Origin of the sequence: Bacillus gaemokensis (genome assembly GCF_001590835.1) — a bacterium.
Taxonomy (GTDB): Bacteria; Bacillota; Bacilli; order Bacillales; family Bacillaceae_G; genus Bacillus_A; species Bacillus_A gaemokensis.
The window spans coordinates 115,768-134,504 of the sequence record NZ_LTAQ01000023.1 but is presented as its reverse complement, the minus strand read 5'-3'; the positions used below and the strand labels follow the sequence as shown (position 1 = coordinate 134,504).

Genomic DNA, 18,737 nt, shown 5'->3' with positions numbered 1-18,737 from the left:
ATAATATTTTTAATATTACGTCATTTTTAGGCGTTGAGATTTTAATTTTTGCGAATAGAAGGGGAGGAAATACATTGATGACAATAGAGAGAATTGAGGAAAAAGATATACCGTATCTTATTAATTTATCTGAATCAGTAGGATGGGATTATAGTTCAGAAGAAATAAGAACAATTTTTCAATCAGGAATTGTATATGGTGGAAAGAATAAGCAAGGGGAAATAATCGCCAGTGCAGCTATCATCCTATATGGAGAGAAGTTAGCGTCTATAGGAATGGTCATTGTAAATCCGCAGTATAAAGGAAAAGGAATTGGTAGAAAAATTACAGAGGCTTGCATAAGAAGTGTTTCAGAAAAGACACCTATTATGCTTATTGCTACAGAAGAAGGGAAACCTTTATATGAGAAATTAGGTTTCCAAGTTGTTAGTCATGTTTTGAAATACATATGTAATCAGTATAGTGTATCTAAAGAATATGATAGAACTGAAAACCATATTTTTGTAGAGTATGATGAAGTAGATCTATGTAGGATTGTTAAATTAGATGAGGGTGCGTTTGGGGTAAATAGGAGTAATTTTATTAAGAAAAGAATCGAACAATGTCAGCAATGTGTAGTTGTAAAAGATAAAGGTAATTATATTGTAGGATACGGAATGAGTGTACAAACTCCGGAAAATCGGATAGTGGGACCAATTGTTGCACCAAATGATAATATCGCAATTGAAGTTGTTCATCATTTGATAAAAGGTTATAACGGAAGACTGAGAATTGACGTGCCAGAAGGGAACGATGCTTTTATGAAAGTGTTAGAAACAACTGGTTTTCAAAGAGTGAATCAACCGCCAATTATGATGAAAAACGGCGATCAACTTTTGAAACGAAATGGTGAATTGTATGGAATTGCTGCGCAGATATTTGGATGAAAAAAGATTCCTTTTTTCAAAAAGGAATCCTTTTAATTTATAAATGAGAGTTCACTATTCCCGATATTGATCATGAATGGGAGAAAATAGATCTTCCTCGACATCTCTAACAATAGAAAAATGATCGACATTATAATGACCATGTAGTGTTTTATTATGATGTTCGATAATTTGCTGGGCTGATAAAACGGTAGAATCAGTCGTTGAGTGGCTGTTTTTTATTAAAGTGACATCAAATCCCTGTACGGTTGCTGTTCGAACCGCAGTATCAATACAATGTTCGGTTTTGCAGCCTCCTATGACAAGATGATTAATGTCTTTTTCTTTTAAAATAGCATGTAAAGAAGTATTATAAAATGAATTGGTTGCCTCTTTATCCACGATTAGAGCTACATGAGGTACTTTAATTTCTTCGTGTATTTGAAATCCTTTCCCCTCACCGGAAGCAACATCAGTATCCCTTACAAAAATAATGAGAGCATTTGATTGATTTGCTTTTTGAATTGCGATATTTATGTTTTTTAATAATTCGTCTTTTTGAAATACTGCAGATTCTTGTTCGTTTCCGTTAATAAGTTCTTGTTGAGCATCAATAATTAATAGAGCTTGTTTCATTAAATCTCTCCTTCTTATTAAAATCTATGTATCTCTTTTTACTTATTTCTTGATAATATAGAAGAATCCTCTTTTACATAAAATGAATGTGTACTCCTCCTTTATTAATTTTCACATCGCACCATATCTTACAATATAAATAAGGGGGGGATTCAAGAAAGATTGTCAAAGAAAATTCATTCTCATAGAGCCTAAAAACATGTATGATAGGAAATGGAGAATTTTTTGAAATTAGGTGGGAACAGCATGCAAACAGTACAAGACTATCTTTCATTCTTACATACAAAAGGGTTCAAATTATCGGAGGAAGCACAAGGGTTTATTATGTTTGGTCAAGGATATACGGGTGCATCTGATGGGATTGTGAACGCAGCGATTGAAGCGACAATTAAACATCAATTACAGTTTGATGGTAGTTATTTTGTTGCTTTGTTAGAAAGATTGAAAGAAGAAAAAATTACTGATAAAAAAAGCGCAAAGGCTTTTATGCGGAAGTTACAAGCATAGCTTCACGTAGCCTGCGCTTCTTTTTTTGTTTTTGCAGGAAGTTCAACAAAAATCATACCCAAGAAAATGCAAAGGCAGCCGAGCACTGAGGAAATAGAAAGTTGCTCGTTTGCGAAAAGAACGCCTGTTAATGCCGCAAATACCGGTTCCATTGCGAAGATGATGGCAACTCTTGTTGGAGAGGTATGCTTTTGCGCAGATGTTTGAATAAAAAATGCGATAGATGTAGCAAACAAGGATGTTGCAAGTAGAGCAAATAAAAAGGCACCATTCGTCCATAAAGAAATTGAAAATAATTTTTGCCAATCCTCAAATAAAAAAGCGCAGACAGATGAGAAAACCCCAACAGATAATACTTGAGATGTACTTAATAATAAAGGTGATATTTTTTTAGAAAATACACCATTAATAAGAATATGCGCTGCAAAGGCAATTGCACAGCCGAGAACAAGTATATCTCCAATGTTGAATTGAAAAGCATTTCCAGCAGTTAGTAAATATAATCCTGCTGTTGCAACAGTAATACCGAGCACGATGAAAGGTGTGGCCCTTTGTTTTAAAAAGATAAATGAAAGAATTGGAACCATAACAATGCTAAGTCCGGTTAAGAATCCTGCTTTAGAAGAAGTTGTATAGAGTAAGCCGAATGTCTGCAATAAATAACCGATAAATAAGAAGAAACCGATGATTATTCCAGCAATACTACTCTGTTGAATTTGTTGTTTTGAAGTTTTTTTTGTAAAAATAATTTGGACGAATAATAAAATGATACCAGCAAATAAAAAGCGAACGCCATTAAAAGTAAATGGACCAACAAATGACATTGCATTTTGAACGACAACAAACGTGGCTCCCCATATAAAGGAGACAAATAATAAAGCAAGAGGAGCAACCCACTCTTTTTTCATTTTAAAACCCCCGTTAATTTTGTAATATGGCTTTTCGTGCTAATTCATCGGCAACTTTATTTTGACTACTTGGAATCCACTTTATAAAGAAAAGATCAAATTTCTCGATGTACAGCAGTGCCTCTTGTAGAAGTGGTGCATATGTTTTGTTTTTTGCATACTCCTTTTCAACAGCACGTTCAACAAGCTGGGAATCTGTGCGAAAAGATACAATGCTATAATTATGTTCTCTGCAATATTTTAATGCAGCAAGTAATGCGTGATATTCTGCTTCATGATTGGACATGGTTCCAAGTGGAAGTGATAGTTGTACCGGTGGCTGTACACCTTTAATAAAAACTCCCGCACCAGAAGGGCCCGGATTTCCCTTTGATGCACCATCAATATATACTTCGATCAAAATTGAAGCCCCCCATTATTATATAGCGTTATCCCCCGTCCGGAAATTTTTAAAGGCAGGGGATAGATTGTTAAAATTATGAAAATGATTTATCCAATTGTAATGCTATAACGACATGTAAATGTTTCATTTGCTTGTAAGGATTGCACTCCTTTTTTCTCTTTAAACTCTTTCGCTGGTGTTATTTCATCAGCAATTCCGTACCAAGGTTCAATACATAAGAAAGGAGCGTCATTTTCTGGTGTCCAAACACCAACGAATGGGAAGCCTTCAAATGTTACTTTTACAAACCTATTATGTTTATGAGAGCGAATAGAAATTTCATTTGTATTCATGTTTTCAAAAATAAGGGCATCATTTTTGAATAAATCATATGTAAGCGGTAATTCTGTTGTACTATCAGCGATTAGCTGTTTTTCTTTTGAAAGAAAAGGTCCTTCTAGAACGCTTGTTTCTAGATATTCAGATCCATTAAATGCTAAATAGTAGTCTGTAAATGATTCACCTTCTACTAAAGGACAGTTGAATCCTGGGTGTGCTCCGATAGAGAAGAACATTTCTTTTGAAGCAGGGTTACTTACTTCATACGTAACATGTATATTTTGCTCGTCTAGCTCATAAGAAACACGTAACTCAAATTCGTACGGATATTTTTGTAAAGTTTCTGGATTGCTAGTGACTACATACGTGATCTTTGTTTCACTTTGCTCTTTTACCAAAAATGTAAGATCGCGAGCGAAACCATGTTGTGTTAATGAATATGGTTTACCATCTACGTAATATGTATTATCCACTAATCTACCAACAATAGGGAATAAAATCGGTGCGCGGCGGCTCCAATATGTTGAATCTCCTTGCCACATATATTCTGTGTTGTTTTCTTTTAAGCGAACGCTCTGCAGTTCTGCACCTTTTTCAGAGATGGAAACGATTACTTTCTCATTTTGAATTGTTGCTGTCATGAAGTGAAACCTCCTAAATCTTTCATATGCTTTATTATACGTTGTCTATGAAAAAAAGGGTAGTGGATGGTAGGAATCTATTGACGAATGGTTGGCTATTGCGTACAATATAAAATTGTTGTTTAAAAACGAATCACGTGGTTCGAAACCATCCCACGTAAAAAAACTAAGGAGATTTTGTTATGAATATAAAAACATTAGTTGGTAATGGTATTTTAGCGGCGTTATATATTGCTGTTTCTATGCTTATTCAGCCGTTTGGCTTTACGAGTGTACAGTTTCGTATTTCGGAGATGTTTAATCATCTCGTTGTATTTAATAAGAAATCGATTTATGGAATTGTATTAGGAGTATTTTTAACAAACCTCTTTTTCTCGCCTATGATTGCGTATGATTTAGTATTTGGAGTAGGGCAATCGATTCTTGCGCTTCTCGCTACTATTATTTCCATGCGCTTTATTAAAGGTGTTTGGGCACGTATGATCTTTAATACAGTTATCTTTACAGTTACCATGTTTATGATTGCGATTGAACTTCATCTTGCATTTGGTTTACCATTCTTGCTTACTTGGCTTACATGTGCAGCTGGTGAATTTGTTGTGATGGCAATTGGTATGCCGGTTATGTATTGGATTAATAAGCGAGTACAATTTAAGAGATTTATGTAAAATGTAGAGAGAGTTGCTTACAATTTGTAGTAACTCTTTTTTGTATTCTCATGAATCGTGACTCGCTAATTTTGATTCGAATATAATACGGTGGCTCTTGGTAAAATATAATAAAATAAAAAGTATGAAGTCTTATATAAGGGGAAAAACAATATGAAATATAAAATGAGTTGGGTATATAAAACGAAACAAGGTCTTCAAACAGAATTAACAACAGATTATATGAGTATAGAAGAAGTGCTTCAATTTGCAGTGGATTTTGAGAAAACAGGGCGAGTAAAAGAACTTGTGTTTTACGATGAAATGGAAGCAGAATGGACGCTAAAAGAAATGAAAAAGCTGAGTAAACAAGTGGAAGAAGAGCCGCAAGAAATTAGCATTTACTTTGATGGAGGATATGACATCAAAACGAAAGAAGCGGGACTTGGTATATGTGTTTATTATAAAAAAGGGCAGAAAACTTACCGAGTTCGTCGTAATGCCTATATAGAAGGGATGTATGATAATAATGAGGCAGAGTATGCAGCGTTATTATATGGAATGGATGTATTAGAAGAATTAGGTGTTACATATGAGTCGGTTACGCTTCATGGTGATTCTCAAGTTGTACTTCAGCAATTAGCTGGAGAGTGGCCGTGCTATGATGAACATCTGAATCACTATTTAGATCAAATTGAAAAAAAAGCAAAGCAAATGAAATTGAAGCTTATCTGTGAGTCAATATCAAGAAAACAAAACAAAGAAGCACATCAATTAGCTACGCAAGCATTAGAAGGTACAGCAATCGACAGTCATAAGGAAATAGTAGAATAGAGAGGTGCGGTGATGGATAAGAAGCAGCTCATTATAGAGGTAAATGATTTATTAGAGACGTATTGTGAAGGGTGTTTTGTGCAGGAATACTATAGAAAAGAAAAAAGTAAATATTACGCGCATTCTTTTTGTATTCGGCAATGCACGGTAGGCGAAAAATTAAAGAAATATGGAGAGCAATTATCGTAAAAAACATCCAGAGGAGTTCTCTGGATGTTTTTTAATGTTTAGCTTCGTGTAATTGATGTTCGCATTGACTTAGTTTCTTTTCTTCATTTATTAAAAATGGTTCATCTAAATCTGTCGCAACAGATTTCATTATTTCTAGTTGAGAACGTGCAGACTCGACTGCTGTTGTTGCATGTTGCAGCGATTCTGGATCCATTGTGATTGTTGCAGAACCTACCATTTTTTGTGCTGTTTCTACGCGGAATTTTACCTCTTCAAAATCATTTACATGTGAACCCATTTGTCATTCCTCCCTTATATTTTTCCTTATTTCACATAGTTTTTACCCTGTAAAAAGGAAATATACAAAGGAATAACAAAGGAGGTTACCTAAGTAAGGTAACCTCCTGTTATATGTTGGATTAAAGTTTTACTACGTTTGCAGCTTGAGGTCCACGGTTTCCTTCAGTAATGTCGAAAGATACTTCTTGACCTTCTTCTAAAGCTTTGTAGCCTTCGCCTTGAATAGCAGTGAAATGTACGAATACATCGTCAGCGCCTTCAATTTCGATAAATCCAAAACCTTTTTCGTTGTTAAACCATTTTACTTTTCCTTGCATGTTACAATTCCTCCTAAAAAATGATTCCTTTTTCATTTAGTGAATTTTGATGAAATATTTACAAATTCATAAAACTGAAAATGCTATATTCTTGAATATTCTGCTAAATGATAATTTAAATATACATGAAATGGTAGAATTTGGTCAAGTAAGCGATTTTATGTTTTTGTATTTTTAAATAATTTTCCGCTCAAGTTTTTTATGGTATAGGACGAGTTCTTTTTCTAATATGTTTAAGTGAATGCTGTACATAATGAGGTGAGAGAATGAATCCGTCGTATTTATTAGATAATGAAGGAATGAAAAATAGGAAAGATATACCAAATTGGATTTCGGGAGAGTTTAGGAATTTTTCTAGCGTAGTATTAGACGCGACATTTCCCTGCTACTTTGGCCTAACAGCCTTAAAGAAAAATGAACTTCGTTACTCGTTTCTTTCCCATGATGACTGGAGCCATTTACCATATACGATGCTTTCTTTTTTACATTTGATGAACGAACGCCCAGTTATAAGACGAGGTTTTTTTCTGTTTGTAGAACCAGAACGTGAAGAGCAATCACTTGAATATTACCGAGGGTATTTTTGGAGAGTGCTACAATATTTACACGAAGAAGACGAACAACAATGGCCTAGTGAAATTCCACAGGATCCAGATCATTACTTATGGGAGTTTTCATTTGGTGGAGAGCCAATGTTTGCATTTGGAAATGCACCTGCTTATAAACAAAGAAAAACAAGATATTTAGGGAATTCTCTTATTATTGGATTTCAACCACGAATTATTTTCGATGGATTAGAAGGAGATCGGCCAAAAGGTTCCTATTCGAGACAAATGGTTAGGGAACGAGTTGAAAAGTGGGATCAGTTGCCGAAGCATCCGAATATTAGTCATTATGGGGATCCAAACCATAGGGAGTGGAAACAATATTTTATTGGAGATGACACCGAGCCAATTAAGGAGAAATGTCCATTTCATCATAAAGTAGATAAATGAAAGTCGTCGTATAGACGGCTTTTTTTGTATAGTTTGAATATAAAAGGGCATTTTAATGGGTGTATTTGAACTGTATCCTATAAAATGGGGCGTTTAATATAAGTACTTAAAAGATGGTTTCGGCATTGTATCAGAGATATCTTTTTTAGTGTCCACTGATAACGGATCGTAATTATACTCTTCTATCATCCGTTGAAGAGATTGAAAAATTTGATAATCTTTATAATCTAATTCATCGTTCATATGACCAAAAAAAGATTCTATCGGGGCATTATCCAAGCAGCTTCTCCTACGTGACATAGATTGTTTTATTCGCATTTCTTTTTCAATACGTCTTTCTATTTTATGAAGCTAAGCGTAATAACCAATTGGACTCAGATCAGCTAGTTCGCAAAAATAATGTACCATTCGTGGGAATTTGAAGCGACGACTCGTTTGTTTAATGAGTGTATATTTTTTCTCACGTGGTGCTAACGCTTTTTCTTTAACGCCTGCCTTTCGAGTTTGTCTAACTTTTTTAAGAATTCAAGTTCTGCTTCTAGAAAAGCAATACGTGCTTCTGTTCTTTCTAACTTGTCATTGGAAGATAACATTTTTGTAGAAGGACGACCATTATTTCTTTTTCCACGGTGTTGTGTGTAGAATTTCTCTTCACTAAACTGTTCATACGTATTTCTCTAGCTTTTTAAATATTTATTTGGATTTTTTTCAACTATGTCTAATCAAATCTATTCTCTAAGAATACTTGATTAGGCCGTTTCACGCCCTGATTTTTTTCATAGCTTTACGTTAAAGTCAGCGTAGGAGGTAATAGAACGTTCCGATACTTTTACCACATTTTCATTCTTCTCTAGCTGTTTGATTTGAATTTCATAAAAAATAATTTATTCATTTCCCGTACCTCACGTTTATCGATGGTTTTATAATAATGAGGGCATGGATGCAGGAATACATAAAAACTCCGAATCATGGACTTCGATTCGAGGGACAGTTCAATCTGGAGGTATAGAATTTTATATTTTCAGTAAACAACCTAACCGTAGTTGTTACTTAATGGGATATTATTTTACATCCCTTTCACATATTTGATATAATTTCAACAAAGAACATTTGCGAACTAGAGTTCGGTGTTGTGGGTGATTAAAAGTTTTTAGTATAGCGTTATACGATAAAAAAGTATTTTATTTCGATAGCTTAACCCCTAATGGAAAAAACAAGTGGTGTTAGTAAGATTATTGCTATCGAAAGTAAAGTCCCTTTCTGGTATCGCTGATATGTAGGATAAAGGTATGCTATCCCAACTCAATAAGCAAAGACGGTTCTGCTACGTTTTTTAATGTTTTTCCCCTGGTCATACATAGGCGTTTTAGAGGCTTGTTCCTGTCTTGTGAAATCTATGTTTAGACATTCTCTATAAATATGCATAATTTCATATCTTTAATACTGTATATTCGAGATATGAAATTATGCATATTTTTTAAAAATGATAGCTTAATGATTTTAAAATGATAGACTGGTTGTAACTTTACATCTAAGTGCGTATATATTTTAGAATTTTAAAGATTTATTTAATGAAATTTACTTTGGAAACATGCTTTTATTTCGTAAGCATAGGATATGTATCTTTTTGTTTCTAGGAGGAACAAGATGGAGAACTTGTTAAAAAAAATTAACGATGATTTGTACGTAGCAAAAATTACAAATAAAGAATTAGCAAGATATTGGGGCGTAACTCAAAGTGTTGTATCGGATGTTTTAAATGGAAGGACACAAATGAGGTTTTGTTATTTTTCTAAAACATTAAACTGTTTGTATAAGGATAATGCTATACAAACAAATTTGATGAAAAGATATATAGAAAAAAACAAATTAAGAAATTTACGTGAAGCTATGGAATATTTTTCTTTACATGGAGATTTTGGATTGCTAAAAGAAGTCGTGGATAGAGAATTGAATTCTGATGCTACGTGTAATAAAGAGTGGGCTAGTGTATACGATTTAATTTATAAAATGTATACAGAGCAATGGGAATTTAAAGAATTATATAATTTAATTGTAAAAAAACATAGAAGTTCTAAGACATTAGAGATGAAAATATTAACAGAGCTTTTAATGTGTCAAATGTTGTATCATTTAGGAAATTATCGATTATTGTTTGAGCGGTTACAAGAAATTGAATTGGAAATAAAAAGAATCAAAAATAAATTTATTAGAGATAGCTTTACTATTAGATTTAAAGAGGCTATTTGTGTAATTTCCTTACAAAGAGGAAATATAAATAAAACGAGAAGAATGGGGAATGAAATTTTAGAGGCGTTTGAATGTAATCCATTTTTTATAATTCCAAAGGTAAATGCGCTATTGAAAATGGGGGAATCTTATGTTTTTGAAAATTATAAAACTGCAAAGTTCTTTTTAGAGAAAAGTTTTGAAACGTTGGAATATGTTTCTGACATTAAAATGACAAAAAAGAAACAACTCATCAAGAATACATTGAATTTTCTGGTTATTTATTGGGGACAAAATATTGATAGCTTAGAAGAGGAGATCCATTGTGCAGAAATGGCATATTTAAAAATAAAGCAAGGAAAAAATAAAGAAGCAGAAGAGTTACTAATACATTTAGAAAATAAAATGGGAGAACTTACTGATTTTCAAACATTGTATTTGGGCTTAGCTAGAGAAGATAAAAATTTAATAAAAAAATCGTTAGAAATGTGTGAAGAGACGGGAAATATTTTTTACTCGCAGTTACCTAAAAGATATTTAGGTCTGGATTGATTGTTTTTAGCTCTTCCGACAGAAGTTCTTCTCCTCAAAATATGAAGGTGTGACTATTGTTAGTAAATAAGGATTATGAATTCCGTATCTATCCAAACACATCACTAGAAATTCTAATTGCTAGGACTATTAGTTGTAGTTACTATATATTTAACCGTTTCATTGATGTGTGGGACCACACTTATAATGAAACTAGAATGATCTATTATTCTTGCTGTACCAAGCTAACGCAATTTAAACAAAAGATGATAACTAGGTGGTTAAAAGAGGTAGATAGTATCGCGCTTTAATTTACTTTAAACAGCCCAAAAGAATATTTAGTGGTGAATATTTCAAGAGTAAAAAATATTTAAATATATAAGCGAGTGCTAAAAACATATGTTTATATATAGTTTCTTAATAAAAGCAGAATGAATTAAAAAATAGCTAATAAAAAAGCTGCCTAATGAGGCAGTTATTTGTTTAGCTGTTTTTTTTGGATTTTATATAGCTAACATACATTTCTAATTGTTCCCATGCTTTTTGACGTTCTTCTTTAGGAAGAGTTTCTATTAACTTTAGAATATTATTTCCTTCTTCAGTTACGATCTTAGATTCGTGTTCATTAAGTTCTGGATCATCTGATCTACCTAAAAGGTAATCAGTTGTAATATTAAAATAGTCTGCTATTTTTTCTAATGTTTCACGACCAGGGGCTTTTTTTCCTTTTTCAAAATAAGATATAGCCATTTTAGAAACACCAATAACATTACCTAATTGTTCCTGAGTTATATTCTTTTCTTTTCTTAGCTTTTTAATTATTTCTCCGATCATTTTTCAACCCCCTTTTATAGAAATTATCTGGTGCCTACTAAATTATAAAGTAAACAATGTGTTTACCACAAGTGATGTATCTTATTTTTACAAAAAAAATTATAAATCTCAGATTTACTTAGATTTGAGAGAAAATTAATAAAGCAGGAATTAATAAAGTGTAGTCAAAAGATAACATGATTAACCAAATATAAATTAATGTAGCAATGTATAAACGAGGATTTGCATGGAAACGAGGACTGGAAATCATACTTTGAATTTTTTATTTACAAGAGCATCATGTGTAAAAACGTTCAAACTATATTGTGCGACTTTCCTAATAGGGGAGAGAATCATATCCAAACAACATTGATTTTCCTTCATCATTGCCAAAAAAAGAAGCTTCTTTATTTTTGGGAATACAAAGTTGTAGTAATTGCAAGTTAATCATAGAAAGCAATGAAATAAATTAATTTAAGAGTAAACAAGTAATGTTTTAAAATAAATATAAACTTTAGTATATGAGTTTACATTCGTATTACCTTAATCATTGACCTTCTCCAGAAATTATTTTTGTAATCTCATCAATATCGCTAAAAAAATTTCTGTGGTTACAAAGAAACCTATATAATGGGGACTCTTACTTTTTATAACACTTATGGTTATGCTTGAGTTAAAAAAACCCCCCACAAGTGAATGTAGGGGGCATTTCTATGTCATGAGAGTCAGTTTCAATTATCTTGAAATTTTGAATGAACCACCGTAATAGTAGTCTTCACCTACTTTTAATACAGCTACGTAACTGCCTGGCTCGTAGGCACTAGTAATAGGTGTAGTAAATCTACTGTAATAGCGCTCGCCTGTATCTGATGGTTGAATTGTTTTGTAGCGTTGTAGGTCGCCATAATCGCTGTCACTATAATCGATTCGATATAGTTTAATTATACCTTTATCAGTCCCATTAACTTGAGTAGTAATGTCAAAAGTATCACCATGTCTAAGGTGACCTACCGCTAACTCTGGTCGGTAGTCTGCGTTATGGTGAATTAAGAAAAACTCTTGCCATCTCCAGTCATCATATGCCCCTTTAGCAGCTGATGCATGTTGAGGTTCTGTAAATACTCCGGCTGCTGTAAAACCGCCAAGTGTTAATGCTCCAACTAAAGCTATAGTTCCTAGTTTTTTCATAGAAAATTCTCCTTGTAGTTAATTTTGACATTTATATAGTGTAGGAATTGATAGGAATACTGTTTATTTCGTAATTTGGAACTTACCACCGTAATAGTAATGATCGCCTACTTTTAGTACAGCTACATAATCTCCAGGTGTATAAACAGTTGTGATAGGTGTAGTGAATCTGCTATAGAAGTGGTGACCTGCTTCTCCACCTTGGATTGTTTTGAATCGCTGTAACTCATCTAGACCATCGCCTATATAATTTATACGGTATATTTTGATAATACCGTTGTCGATGCCACCAACTTCAGATGTAACATCAAATGTATCGCCGTGTCTTAGTGTTCCTACAGCTAACTCAGCTCGGTAATCTGCATTGTGGTGAAGTAGGAAAAAGGATTGCCATCTCCAGTCGTCTACTACAGGAGATGCTTTCTGTACAGTGCTTGATGTTGCAGCTAATGCTTGGTTTGGTGTTGAGAATACCCCGATTGTTGTAAAACTACCGATCGTTAATGCTCCGATAAGTGCCACGGATTTTAGCTTTTCCATGTTCAAAAACCTCCTGTTATTATGAAGATTAATTAGGTGAAAAATAATATTAAAACAAAAATAGCATTTGGTAAGAATACTGTGTATTATTATATCGTGTTTTTAAAATGTAAATAAGGTGAATAAGTATGAAAATAGTGACAATTAAAAGAAATTTGCATATTATAGTGTTTTATAAATGAAATTGGGTAAAAGAAAAATAGGTAGTTCAAAGGTGCCTTATAATTGTTCTGAAGTTCTTGCACCAAAACCTGCTTCATCCACTTTTTAAGAGAATTTTCATTTTTTATTATATATTTGTACTAGAATCAAAAGAAGTATCTAGATAGATACTTCTTTTTTATGCTATTGATGATAATAGATCGTATTAATTAAATTACATAAAGAATATATGCATTTGGCTCAAAGTCTCCCCAGTGAGGATTTGGATTTTCTTCGATTTTTTATAGCCCGCTCTATCTTTATACGTGCTATTTACCCATTGTTGGGCTTTTAAGACCATTAAAATACCTCTTTCTTTTATGTGAATGTAGCCCAATTTTCCTGAGCTATGATCTAAATGATGAGAAGAAATTTTGTTGTTCTTCTTGTAATTAGTTTACTGCTATATTCCGTAGTGTTTTCTTATTCCTGAATAAATTTCATTTTTCCGTATGTTAAATAACAATAAATTTATGTGATATTTTAAATTAAAACTAGAACACAGGTTCTATTTTGTGGTAAAATATTCATATAGAGATTTATAGTGGAGAAGAAATTGGGTAGGTAAAACTATAAATCTTTTATTCTTTAGAATATGAGGAGTATAAATATAATAGGTGAGTACTCTGTTTCTTATAACAAATTTAAATTCGTAAAATTTAATGAAAGAAAAATGAATATGGTTAAATATTTTAGTTATAAAAGAAAAGGAAGTAATTATTTAAAATGAGGTGGAAAAATTGAAAAAAATTTTAATATTCCTAGTTGTTTTATTAGGAGTATCCATATGTGTACTAGAAGAGGAAAGTACAGATTATTCAAAACAATATGAGGTTAGTCATTTAGTTCAAATGACTGATCCAGGTGGTGGTTGGTAATACGAAAAATATTATAAATTATTGAAGTGTTGAATGACATCGTTTTGATTAGAACGATGTCATTCCTACGTTTTAGAGAGATTCGCTTTTTATATATTTAACAAAAAAGTGAAACATTGTGAAAAAATCACAAAATTACATGTTGAATATGGGGGAATTGGGATGAATAAACAAGAATTAGCTAAAGAAGTAGTAAAGCTATGGTTAAAAGAGGGAAATAAAATTAACACTGAGGAAATTCTAAAAGCATGTTTTTCCAAAACATATATAGAAAAAAAGATAGCCCAGTGAGGGGCTTTTTCTTTTAATGTATATGTTTAATAAATATTTTTTATTATATATCATTCTAATTAAATATTGAAATCACCAGGAAAATACATATTTTGTTGAAGATAATTTTGGTTGTGTTTTTTCTAAAAAACACTTGAAATAAACTTGTAGTTTATTTATAATAAGAATATAGATAATGGAAGGGGTAATCGCCTTGCAAAAATTAAAGAGAAAAAGAATAGAAAAAGGATGGACTTATGAAGAGGTTGCTAATAAGGTTGGGATAACGAAAATGCACTATTGGTATATAGAAAATAATAAAAGAAATTTAAAAATAGAGCTGGCATTAAAAATTGCAATTGCTCTTGAAGAAGATCCAAAAGAACTTTTTTTTTAATAGTTTAAGTAAACCTGTGATTTATAAAAGTGGAGGGGATATATATGGGTGTTGAAAAAAAGAGAGAAGATATAGTTGGCAATTTGGTATTTATGGAAGGAAATAAGCTTGTTACTGATAGTTTAATAATTGCTTACATGATGAAGGAAGAACATAAATCTGTAATACATACTATTGTAAATCAGATTCAAAAATTAAACGAAGCTGGGGAAAGTGATTTTTCAAAAGCTAATTTTATTAAGTCGAGTTATACCATTAAAGGAATAGAATACCCTAAGTTTACACTCACAGAAAGTGCATTTGCATTTGTAACAATGGGAGATATAAATGCAGAAGCTTTAAAAGTGAAGATTAAATTTTTAAAAGAATTTAAACATGTAAAAGAGAGTAATTGGAATTGTGAAAAAATACCGGTAGAGATTTTACTTATAATTCAACAATTAGAGAAACAAGTAAGAACTGTAGAACATCGTATTAATAGTCTTGATACTCTTAATACAGAGAGTTGTCTACAGCAACGTTTAAATAAAATGATTCAGCTCTTGGCTTTGAATGAAGGTATTAGCTTCCAAAAAGCATGGAGAGTATTTAGATCTGTCTATAACAGAGCATATAGAACAAATTTAAAAATGAAAATGAATAATTATAAAAAAAAGCATGCACTGAAACGAATAACAGCTCCTCAATACTTAGCGATTACGAATCAGTTAGAAGATGCAGTAAGAGTGGCAGATAAACTTTTAAATAAGAAGAATGCAACAGCATAAATAAAAGAAATTCACATAGGATTACTTTTCAATTATCAGTGAACATATGTAAAAACAAATAGAGGAGAATTCATGTATGGCCTTTAGAAATAGGATCTTACCACATCATGAGAAAGAAGCTAATAGTTTAATTCATCTTTTGAATCATACAATAAAAAAGCAAATAGTAGCTTTACATATGAAAGACCGAGAAGAATACATGAAATGGCTAGCCGAAGGTACTGCAGCTCGTAAACAGTTATTGGAGTTGTTTAGAAGAAAAACAGAATATGATTGCTTAATAGGGGTTAGGAAAAATATAAAAATTAATCCTCCTACGAAACAAAAGAATAAATTGTAGTAGAAAGCCTCAATTATTAAACCTCATATATAAAATAAAACAATTATTAGTTTCCTAGTTATTTTATCTCAAAAGATAGGAGAAATTGATGGTGATTGAAAATCCAATGACTTACAATCAGTGTTTCGATTCTAGTAGGAATGACTTTCTAGAATATTGTGAAGGGTGTCGAGGTGAAATTTATTTTGGTGAGAATTATTATGACTTTGATGGAGATTATCTTCATTGTGAGACAGAATGTATTAAACACTATGTTGAAAATTATTCTATAAAGAAAGTGGCAGGTGAATAAAATGCGTCTAGATGAAAAGTTCCATTTAGAAAGAAGAATTTTTTTAAGATTAATTGAAAAACATAAACAAAATCATGATTTATTTTCAACGGCGATGATACTTGCATATGAACATGGTTTGCAAGTATTAGAAGAAATATATGAATTAAGCCAAAAGGAAGAAGAGGACCGAGTTCCCTTTTAAAATATACAAACTGATTTGCAAGGGATGTAAAGCGAACTGTATCAAATAATATATAGTACTAACACAATAAATATTTTGTAATGGAATGAATCTTTACACGCTTTATGAGCGTTGGGTGGAGAAGGAGGATCTATGAACTTTATTGATAAACGAGGCGGATTTTTTATGATAGAAAATGAAGTTATAGATAATGGTGACTTAGATGTTTACGCGTTTAAAACCTATGCTGTAATCGCTAGGTATGCAAATAAAGAAACAAAATCAGCTTTTCCATCACTTAATACACTTGCTAAAAAGGTTGGATGTGGAAAAAAAAAGATTATTGAGTGTATCAAGATTTTGGTAGAGAAAAAATATATTGCAAAAACAACAAGAAAAGATGATAAAGGCGACAATCTTTCTAACCTGTATCACCTGTTACCAACACCTGGTATCTCAAGAAAACAAGATATGATATTGGAAAGAGACCAGGGGAGTGTCTTAGAGAAACCAGAGGTAGTATCCGAAGGGAACACAAACAATACTAATTTTAACAAAACTAAGTTAACAAAAAATATTCAACGCGAAAACTCGGATTACTCTGAAGAATTTGAACAATTATGGAGGCTATATCCTAAAAAGATTGATAAAAAACTAGGTTATAAATCATTTAAATTGGCTATTAAAAAACATTCTATTGAAATGATAAGTTTAGGGGCACAAAGATATGCTGAATATATTAAAGGAAATGAGATAGAAACAAGGTTTATAAAACATGCTACTACTTTCTTCAACAATGAATGTTATCTGGAGTATGCTGATCAAATAAAACCAAAAACACAAACAGTTTTGCACCAAACAGACAAATTTTCTATAGATAACTTATTAGACTGAGGTGTATCGAATGGACAAGTATCAAGTACATTATGAAAATGAGTGTTGTAGCCTAGGGATGATGATTCATGACAATGGTTTAATAGATGAAACAAGATTAAAACAAAAGCATTATTTAAATATTTATAACAAAAATTTATTTAAGATAATGAAAGAACTTCGATGTGATGAAAAACCTGTTGATATGGTCTCGCTCTCTCAAGTTGGAAAAGAAAAGATGGCTATGTTTGGTGGGATAAATACATTAAGTAATTTGTACGAATTAGGAGTGTTTAATTATAATTTTAAATATACAGAAGAAAGAATGATAGAGTTTGTTGCAATTGAGGAAGCACTCCATACAGTTGAGGAGTTTAAAGATAAATCAAAATTTACACATAGTTTTAAGCAGCTTAATACACTTATATCTAAAATTAATAATGTTCAGGTCACAACTATTAAATCACAGCCTTCGTTTCAGGAAAAATTAAAGAAGCGAATTCTGATGCATAGTCAAATGCCGGAAAATGGAATAAGTGGAACGCCTACTGGATTCAACACTCTTGATAAAGGGTTAGATGGTTGGCAACCATCAGATTTAATTATTGTGGCAGCACGTCCATCAGTAGGAAAAACAGCATTTGTTTTGGAAACTATGCGGCGTGGAGCACATCAAAGTAAGGACTATATGGGTACATTTTTCTCTTGTGAAATGGATGAAAATAAGATTATTGATAGATGGATTGCTGCAGAAGGAAAAATTCCTGTTGCGACAATGAACAATCCGAATAAGTTTTTTTATGGAAAGCAACAATACTGGGAGAAATACCATAAAGCATGTGGTAAGTTAGCAGAGCTTTCTATCAACGTTCGTCCAGAAAAGAATATCAATCAAATTCGGACGGTAATTCGTAAAATTGTAAAGGAAAATCCTGGTAAAAAGCATCTTTTTGCAATAGATCATCTAGGTCATATCGATGTAGAGGAATCGTTTCAAAATAATCATCTCAAATTCACATACATTATGAAACAGTTAAAGGAAATACAAAGAGAGTACAGTGTACCAATTATACTTGTAGCGCAATTAAATCGTAGTATTGAGGGAAAGCAAGACAAGGCACCTACAATGGCAGATATTCGTGAATCTGGAAGTATCGAGGAGATTGCTGACCTAATTATTTTTCCTCATCGTCCGGCATATTTCAATAGAGAGCAACAAGAAGAACAAGAATTCCATGATGTTGAATTAATTATAGCAAAAAACCGTAATGGATTTGTAGCGACATTGCCATTTCAGTTCGTTAAAAAAACAAATTTATATTTTGATAAAGGAATGTGATGTTATGACAATATTAGACTATTATACAGAAGCAAAGAGAGATGGAATAGTAAGTGCATGGCTATTAATTGAATATCTTGTATTTGAACGAAAGGTACTAACTTTTTTAGAGGATGTTAGTAAGCTCGACTACTATTATCAATCAAGATTTAGAAAAAGAATGAATCAATATTTAATTCAATATATGATACAACGTGGTATGGATGTATCTAACTTATAAATAAGTGTGTATGTTAGAAGGAATACAAAATCTTGATAATAGGTAGTGTAATTCACGGGGAAAGTAGCAAAAGAATTATATTTATAATCTTAATATCCTTATAAATAAATTGGG

28 protein-coding genes and 1 riboswitch are annotated in these 18,737 nt (G+C 32.1%); of the genes, 18 read left to right on the top strand and 10 right to left on the bottom strand.

The annotated features are described in order from the left end of the window. Positions 1–74 precede the first annotated feature (74 nt). Positions 75–926: a GNAT family N-acetyltransferase gene (locus AZF08_RS17695; RefSeq protein WP_082246044.1), complete on the top strand. Its 852-nt coding sequence runs from the start codon at positions 75–77 to the stop codon at positions 924–926. 54 nt (positions 927–980) lie between these two features. Here the strand turns inward: AZF08_RS17695 and AZF08_RS17690 are convergent, their stop codons facing one another. After that, positions 981–1,541: a cysteine hydrolase family protein gene (locus tag AZF08_RS17690; RefSeq protein ID WP_033674113.1), complete on the bottom strand. Its 561-nt coding sequence runs from the start codon at positions 1,539–1,541 to the stop codon at positions 981–983. 246 nt (positions 1,542–1,787) lie between these two features. Here AZF08_RS17690 and AZF08_RS17685 point away from each other — a divergent pair, with 246 nt between their 5' ends. After that, the gene (locus AZF08_RS17685; RefSeq protein ID WP_033674112.1) at positions 1,788–2,048 is read left to right on the top strand and encodes a DUF6123 family protein; all 261 of its coding nucleotides are present in this window, start codon (positions 1,788–1,790) and stop codon (positions 2,046–2,048) included. A 2-nt stretch (positions 2,049–2,050) separates the two neighbouring features. Here the strand turns inward: AZF08_RS17685 and AZF08_RS17680 are convergent, their stop codons facing one another. The 3 genes from AZF08_RS17680 to AZF08_RS17670 all read right to left on the bottom strand — a co-directional run bounded on the left by AZF08_RS17680 (position 2,051) and on the right by AZF08_RS17670 (position 4,318). Continuing rightward, positions 2,051–2,956, bottom strand: coding sequence for a DMT family transporter (locus AZF08_RS17680; RefSeq protein WP_033674111.1), 906 nt, complete (start codon positions 2,954–2,956; stop codon positions 2,051–2,053). Between the two features lie 13 nt (positions 2,957–2,969). Then, a complete protein-coding gene (locus tag AZF08_RS17675) occupies positions 2,970–3,356 on the bottom strand; it encodes a reverse transcriptase-like protein (protein ID WP_033674110.1) in 387 nt (128 codons plus the stop codon). A gap of 89 nt (positions 3,357–3,445) precedes the next feature. Further along, a complete protein-coding gene (locus tag AZF08_RS17670) occupies positions 3,446–4,318 on the bottom strand; it encodes an aldose 1-epimerase family protein (RefSeq protein ID WP_033674109.1) in 873 nt (290 codons plus the stop codon). A 131-nt stretch (positions 4,319–4,449) separates the two neighbouring features. Then, a riboswitch (PreQ1 riboswitch) is annotated at positions 4,450–4,494 on the top strand. A gap of 6 nt (positions 4,495–4,500) precedes the next feature. On the opposite strand from AZF08_RS17670, the gene AZF08_RS17665 reads away from it, so the two are divergent. From AZF08_RS17665 to AZF08_RS17655, 3 genes are all read left to right on the top strand, one after another. Continuing rightward, a complete protein-coding gene (locus AZF08_RS17665; RefSeq protein WP_033674108.1) occupies positions 4,501–4,986 on the top strand; it encodes a QueT transporter family protein in 486 nt (161 codons plus the stop codon). A 153-nt stretch (positions 4,987–5,139) separates the two neighbouring features. Then, positions 5,140–5,799 (top strand): ribonuclease H family protein, encoded by a 660-nt coding sequence (locus AZF08_RS17660; RefSeq protein ID WP_033674107.1) that lies wholly within the window; start codon positions 5,140–5,142, stop codon positions 5,797–5,799. Positions 5,800–5,811: 12 nt separating this feature from the next. Next, complete coding sequence (locus tag AZF08_RS17655) at positions 5,812–5,988, top strand: zinc-finger domain-containing protein (protein ID WP_063177328.1); 177 nt, start codon at positions 5,812–5,814, stop codon at positions 5,986–5,988. A gap of 31 nt (positions 5,989–6,019) precedes the next feature. Here AZF08_RS17655 and AZF08_RS17650 read toward each other — a convergent pair whose 3' ends face one another. Together AZF08_RS17650 and cspB are read right to left on the bottom strand one after the other, a co-directional pair. Next, a complete protein-coding gene (locus AZF08_RS17650; RefSeq protein WP_033674106.1) occupies positions 6,020–6,268 on the bottom strand; it encodes a DUF2564 family protein in 249 nt (82 codons plus the stop codon). A gap of 121 nt (positions 6,269–6,389) precedes the next feature. Next, positions 6,390–6,587 carry a cold shock-like protein CspB gene (gene cspB, locus AZF08_RS17645; RefSeq protein WP_033674105.1) on the bottom strand — a complete coding sequence of 66 codons (198 nt, stop codon included), beginning with the start codon at positions 6,585–6,587 and terminating at the stop codon, positions 6,390–6,392. A gap of 266 nt (positions 6,588–6,853) precedes the next feature. On the opposite strand from cspB, the gene AZF08_RS17640 reads away from it, so the two are divergent. After that, entirely contained in the window at positions 6,854–7,582 is a 729-nt protein-coding gene (locus AZF08_RS17640; RefSeq protein WP_033674102.1) for a YqcI/YcgG family protein, read from the top strand. 93 nt (positions 7,583–7,675) lie between these two features. Here the strand turns inward: AZF08_RS17640 and AZF08_RS17635 are convergent, their stop codons facing one another. Beyond that, on the bottom strand, positions 7,676–7,861 hold the full coding sequence (locus tag AZF08_RS17635) for a hypothetical protein (protein WP_051725703.1): 186 nt from the start codon (positions 7,859–7,861) through the stop codon (positions 7,676–7,678). A gap of 1,368 nt (positions 7,862–9,229) precedes the next feature. Between AZF08_RS17635 and AZF08_RS17625 the strand changes: the two genes are divergently transcribed. Together AZF08_RS17625 and AZF08_RS28900 are read left to right on the top strand one after the other, a co-directional pair. Further along, positions 9,230–10,363: an AimR family lysis-lysogeny pheromone receptor gene (locus tag AZF08_RS17625; RefSeq protein ID WP_033674101.1), complete on the top strand. Its 1,134-nt coding sequence runs from the start codon at positions 9,230–9,232 to the stop codon at positions 10,361–10,363. A gap of 56 nt (positions 10,364–10,419) precedes the next feature. Continuing rightward, entirely contained in the window at positions 10,420–10,653 is a 234-nt protein-coding gene (locus AZF08_RS28900) for a helix-turn-helix domain-containing protein (RefSeq protein WP_082246040.1), read from the top strand. Between the two features lie 172 nt (positions 10,654–10,825). Here the strand turns inward: AZF08_RS28900 and AZF08_RS17620 are convergent, their stop codons facing one another. The 3 genes from AZF08_RS17620 to AZF08_RS17610 all read right to left on the bottom strand — a co-directional run bounded on the left by AZF08_RS17620 (position 10,826) and on the right by AZF08_RS17610 (position 12,883). Further along, the gene (locus AZF08_RS17620; RefSeq protein ID WP_033674099.1) at positions 10,826–11,176 is read right to left on the bottom strand and encodes a helix-turn-helix domain-containing protein; all 351 of its coding nucleotides are present in this window, start codon (positions 11,174–11,176) and stop codon (positions 10,826–10,828) included. 714 nt (positions 11,177–11,890) lie between these two features. Next, the gene (locus AZF08_RS17615; protein WP_033674098.1) at positions 11,891–12,343 is read right to left on the bottom strand and encodes a DUF5065 family protein; all 453 of its coding nucleotides are present in this window, start codon (positions 12,341–12,343) and stop codon (positions 11,891–11,893) included. 63 nt (positions 12,344–12,406) lie between these two features. Next, positions 12,407–12,883 carry a DUF5065 family protein gene (locus AZF08_RS17610; RefSeq protein ID WP_033674097.1) on the bottom strand — a complete coding sequence of 159 codons (477 nt, stop codon included), beginning with the start codon at positions 12,881–12,883 and terminating at the stop codon, positions 12,407–12,409. A 941-nt stretch (positions 12,884–13,824) separates the two neighbouring features. Between AZF08_RS17610 and AZF08_RS30525 the strand changes: the two genes are divergently transcribed. The 10 genes from AZF08_RS30525 (at position 13,825) to AZF08_RS17570 (ending at position 18,623) form a co-directional block, all read left to right on the top strand. Next, positions 13,825–13,962, top strand: a complete 138-nt coding sequence (locus AZF08_RS30525; RefSeq protein ID WP_161486797.1) for a hypothetical protein — start codon at positions 13,825–13,827, stop codon at positions 13,960–13,962. A 162-nt stretch (positions 13,963–14,124) separates the two neighbouring features. Next, a complete protein-coding gene (locus tag AZF08_RS31815; RefSeq protein ID WP_265182901.1) occupies positions 14,125–14,253 on the top strand; it encodes a hypothetical protein in 129 nt (42 codons plus the stop codon). A 175-nt stretch (positions 14,254–14,428) separates the two neighbouring features. Beyond that, positions 14,429–14,629, top strand: coding sequence for a helix-turn-helix transcriptional regulator (locus AZF08_RS17605; protein WP_033674096.1), 201 nt, complete (start codon positions 14,429–14,431; stop codon positions 14,627–14,629). Positions 14,630–14,673: 44 nt separating this feature from the next. After that, a complete protein-coding gene (locus AZF08_RS17600; RefSeq protein ID WP_033674095.1) occupies positions 14,674–15,396 on the top strand; it encodes a Rha family transcriptional regulator in 723 nt (240 codons plus the stop codon). 76 nt (positions 15,397–15,472) lie between these two features. Then, the gene (locus AZF08_RS17595; RefSeq protein ID WP_033674094.1) at positions 15,473–15,736 is read left to right on the top strand and encodes a hypothetical protein; all 264 of its coding nucleotides are present in this window, start codon (positions 15,473–15,475) and stop codon (positions 15,734–15,736) included. Between the two features lie 91 nt (positions 15,737–15,827). Further along, a complete protein-coding gene (locus tag AZF08_RS17590) occupies positions 15,828–16,028 on the top strand; it encodes a hypothetical protein (RefSeq protein WP_033674164.1) in 201 nt (66 codons plus the stop codon). Between the two features lies 1 nt (position 16,029). Then, positions 16,030–16,212, top strand: coding sequence for a hypothetical protein (locus tag AZF08_RS17585; RefSeq protein ID WP_033674093.1), 183 nt, complete (start codon positions 16,030–16,032; stop codon positions 16,210–16,212). Between the two features lie 132 nt (positions 16,213–16,344). Beyond that, positions 16,345–17,085 carry a helix-turn-helix domain-containing protein gene (locus AZF08_RS17580; protein WP_033674092.1) on the top strand — a complete coding sequence of 247 codons (741 nt, stop codon included), beginning with the start codon at positions 16,345–16,347 and terminating at the stop codon, positions 17,083–17,085. 10 nt (positions 17,086–17,095) lie between these two features. Beyond that, the gene (locus AZF08_RS17575; RefSeq protein ID WP_033674091.1) at positions 17,096–18,403 is read left to right on the top strand and encodes a replicative DNA helicase; all 1,308 of its coding nucleotides are present in this window, start codon (positions 17,096–17,098) and stop codon (positions 18,401–18,403) included. 4 nt (positions 18,404–18,407) lie between these two features. Next, a complete protein-coding gene (locus AZF08_RS17570; RefSeq protein ID WP_033674090.1) occupies positions 18,408–18,623 on the top strand; it encodes a hypothetical protein in 216 nt (71 codons plus the stop codon). Positions 18,624–18,737 lie beyond the last annotated feature (114 nt).

What these genes read in the sequence shown, in the direction of transcription:
- AZF08_RS31815 (WP_265182901.1), top strand. Translation starts at nt 14,125, where the DNA reads ATGAATAAACAAGAATTAGCTAAAGAAGTAGTAAAGCTATGGTTAAAA.
- AZF08_RS17575 (WP_033674091.1), top strand. Translation starts at nt 17,096, where the DNA reads ATGGACAAGTATCAAGTACATTATGAAAATGAGTGTTGTAGCCTAGGG.
- AZF08_RS17685 (WP_033674112.1), top strand. Translation starts at nt 1,788, where the DNA reads ATGCAAACAGTACAAGACTATCTTTCATTCTTACATACAAAAGGGTTC.
- AZF08_RS17595 (WP_033674094.1), top strand. Translation starts at nt 15,473, where the DNA reads ATGGCCTTTAGAAATAGGATCTTACCACATCATGAGAAAGAAGCTAAT.
- AZF08_RS17680 (WP_033674111.1), bottom strand. Translation starts at nt 2,956, where the DNA reads ATGAAAAAAGAGTGGGTTGCTCCTCTTGCTTTATTATTTGTCTCCTTT.
- AZF08_RS17655 (WP_063177328.1), top strand. Translation starts at nt 5,812, where the DNA reads ATGGATAAGAAGCAGCTCATTATAGAGGTAAATGATTTATTAGAGACG.
- cspB (WP_033674105.1), bottom strand. Translation starts at nt 6,587, where the DNA reads ATGCAAGGAAAAGTAAAATGGTTTAACAACGAAAAAGGTTTTGGATTT.
- AZF08_RS17660 (WP_033674107.1), top strand. Translation starts at nt 5,140, where the DNA reads ATGAAATATAAAATGAGTTGGGTATATAAAACGAAACAAGGTCTTCAA.
- AZF08_RS17605 (WP_033674096.1), top strand. Translation starts at nt 14,429, where the DNA reads ATGGAAGGGGTAATCGCCTTGCAAAAATTAAAGAGAAAAAGAATAGAA.
- AZF08_RS17690 (WP_033674113.1), bottom strand. Translation starts at nt 1,541, where the DNA reads ATGAAACAAGCTCTATTAATTATTGATGCTCAACAAGAACTTATTAAC.
- AZF08_RS17600 (WP_033674095.1), top strand. Translation starts at nt 14,674, where the DNA reads ATGGGTGTTGAAAAAAAGAGAGAAGATATAGTTGGCAATTTGGTATTT.
- AZF08_RS17620 (WP_033674099.1), bottom strand. Translation starts at nt 11,176, where the DNA reads ATGATCGGAGAAATAATTAAAAAGCTAAGAAAAGAAAAGAATATAACT.
- AZF08_RS17665 (WP_033674108.1), top strand. Translation starts at nt 4,501, where the DNA reads ATGAATATAAAAACATTAGTTGGTAATGGTATTTTAGCGGCGTTATAT.
- AZF08_RS17650 (WP_033674106.1), bottom strand. Translation starts at nt 6,268, where the DNA reads ATGGGTTCACATGTAAATGATTTTGAAGAGGTAAAATTCCGCGTAGAA.
- AZF08_RS17670 (WP_033674109.1), bottom strand. Translation starts at nt 4,318, where the DNA reads ATGACAGCAACAATTCAAAATGAGAAAGTAATCGTTTCCATCTCTGAA.
- AZF08_RS17585 (WP_033674093.1), top strand. Translation starts at nt 16,030, where the DNA reads ATGCGTCTAGATGAAAAGTTCCATTTAGAAAGAAGAATTTTTTTAAGA.
- AZF08_RS17610 (WP_033674097.1), bottom strand. Translation starts at nt 12,883, where the DNA reads ATGGAAAAGCTAAAATCCGTGGCACTTATCGGAGCATTAACGATCGGT.
- AZF08_RS17580 (WP_033674092.1), top strand. Translation starts at nt 16,345, where the DNA reads ATGAACTTTATTGATAAACGAGGCGGATTTTTTATGATAGAAAATGAA.
- AZF08_RS17625 (WP_033674101.1), top strand. Translation starts at nt 9,230, where the DNA reads ATGGAGAACTTGTTAAAAAAAATTAACGATGATTTGTACGTAGCAAAA.
- AZF08_RS17570 (WP_033674090.1), top strand. Translation starts at nt 18,408, where the DNA reads ATGACAATATTAGACTATTATACAGAAGCAAAGAGAGATGGAATAGTA.
- AZF08_RS17640 (WP_033674102.1), top strand. Translation starts at nt 6,854, where the DNA reads ATGAATCCGTCGTATTTATTAGATAATGAAGGAATGAAAAATAGGAAA.
- AZF08_RS17615 (WP_033674098.1), bottom strand. Translation starts at nt 12,343, where the DNA reads ATGAAAAAACTAGGAACTATAGCTTTAGTTGGAGCATTAACACTTGGC.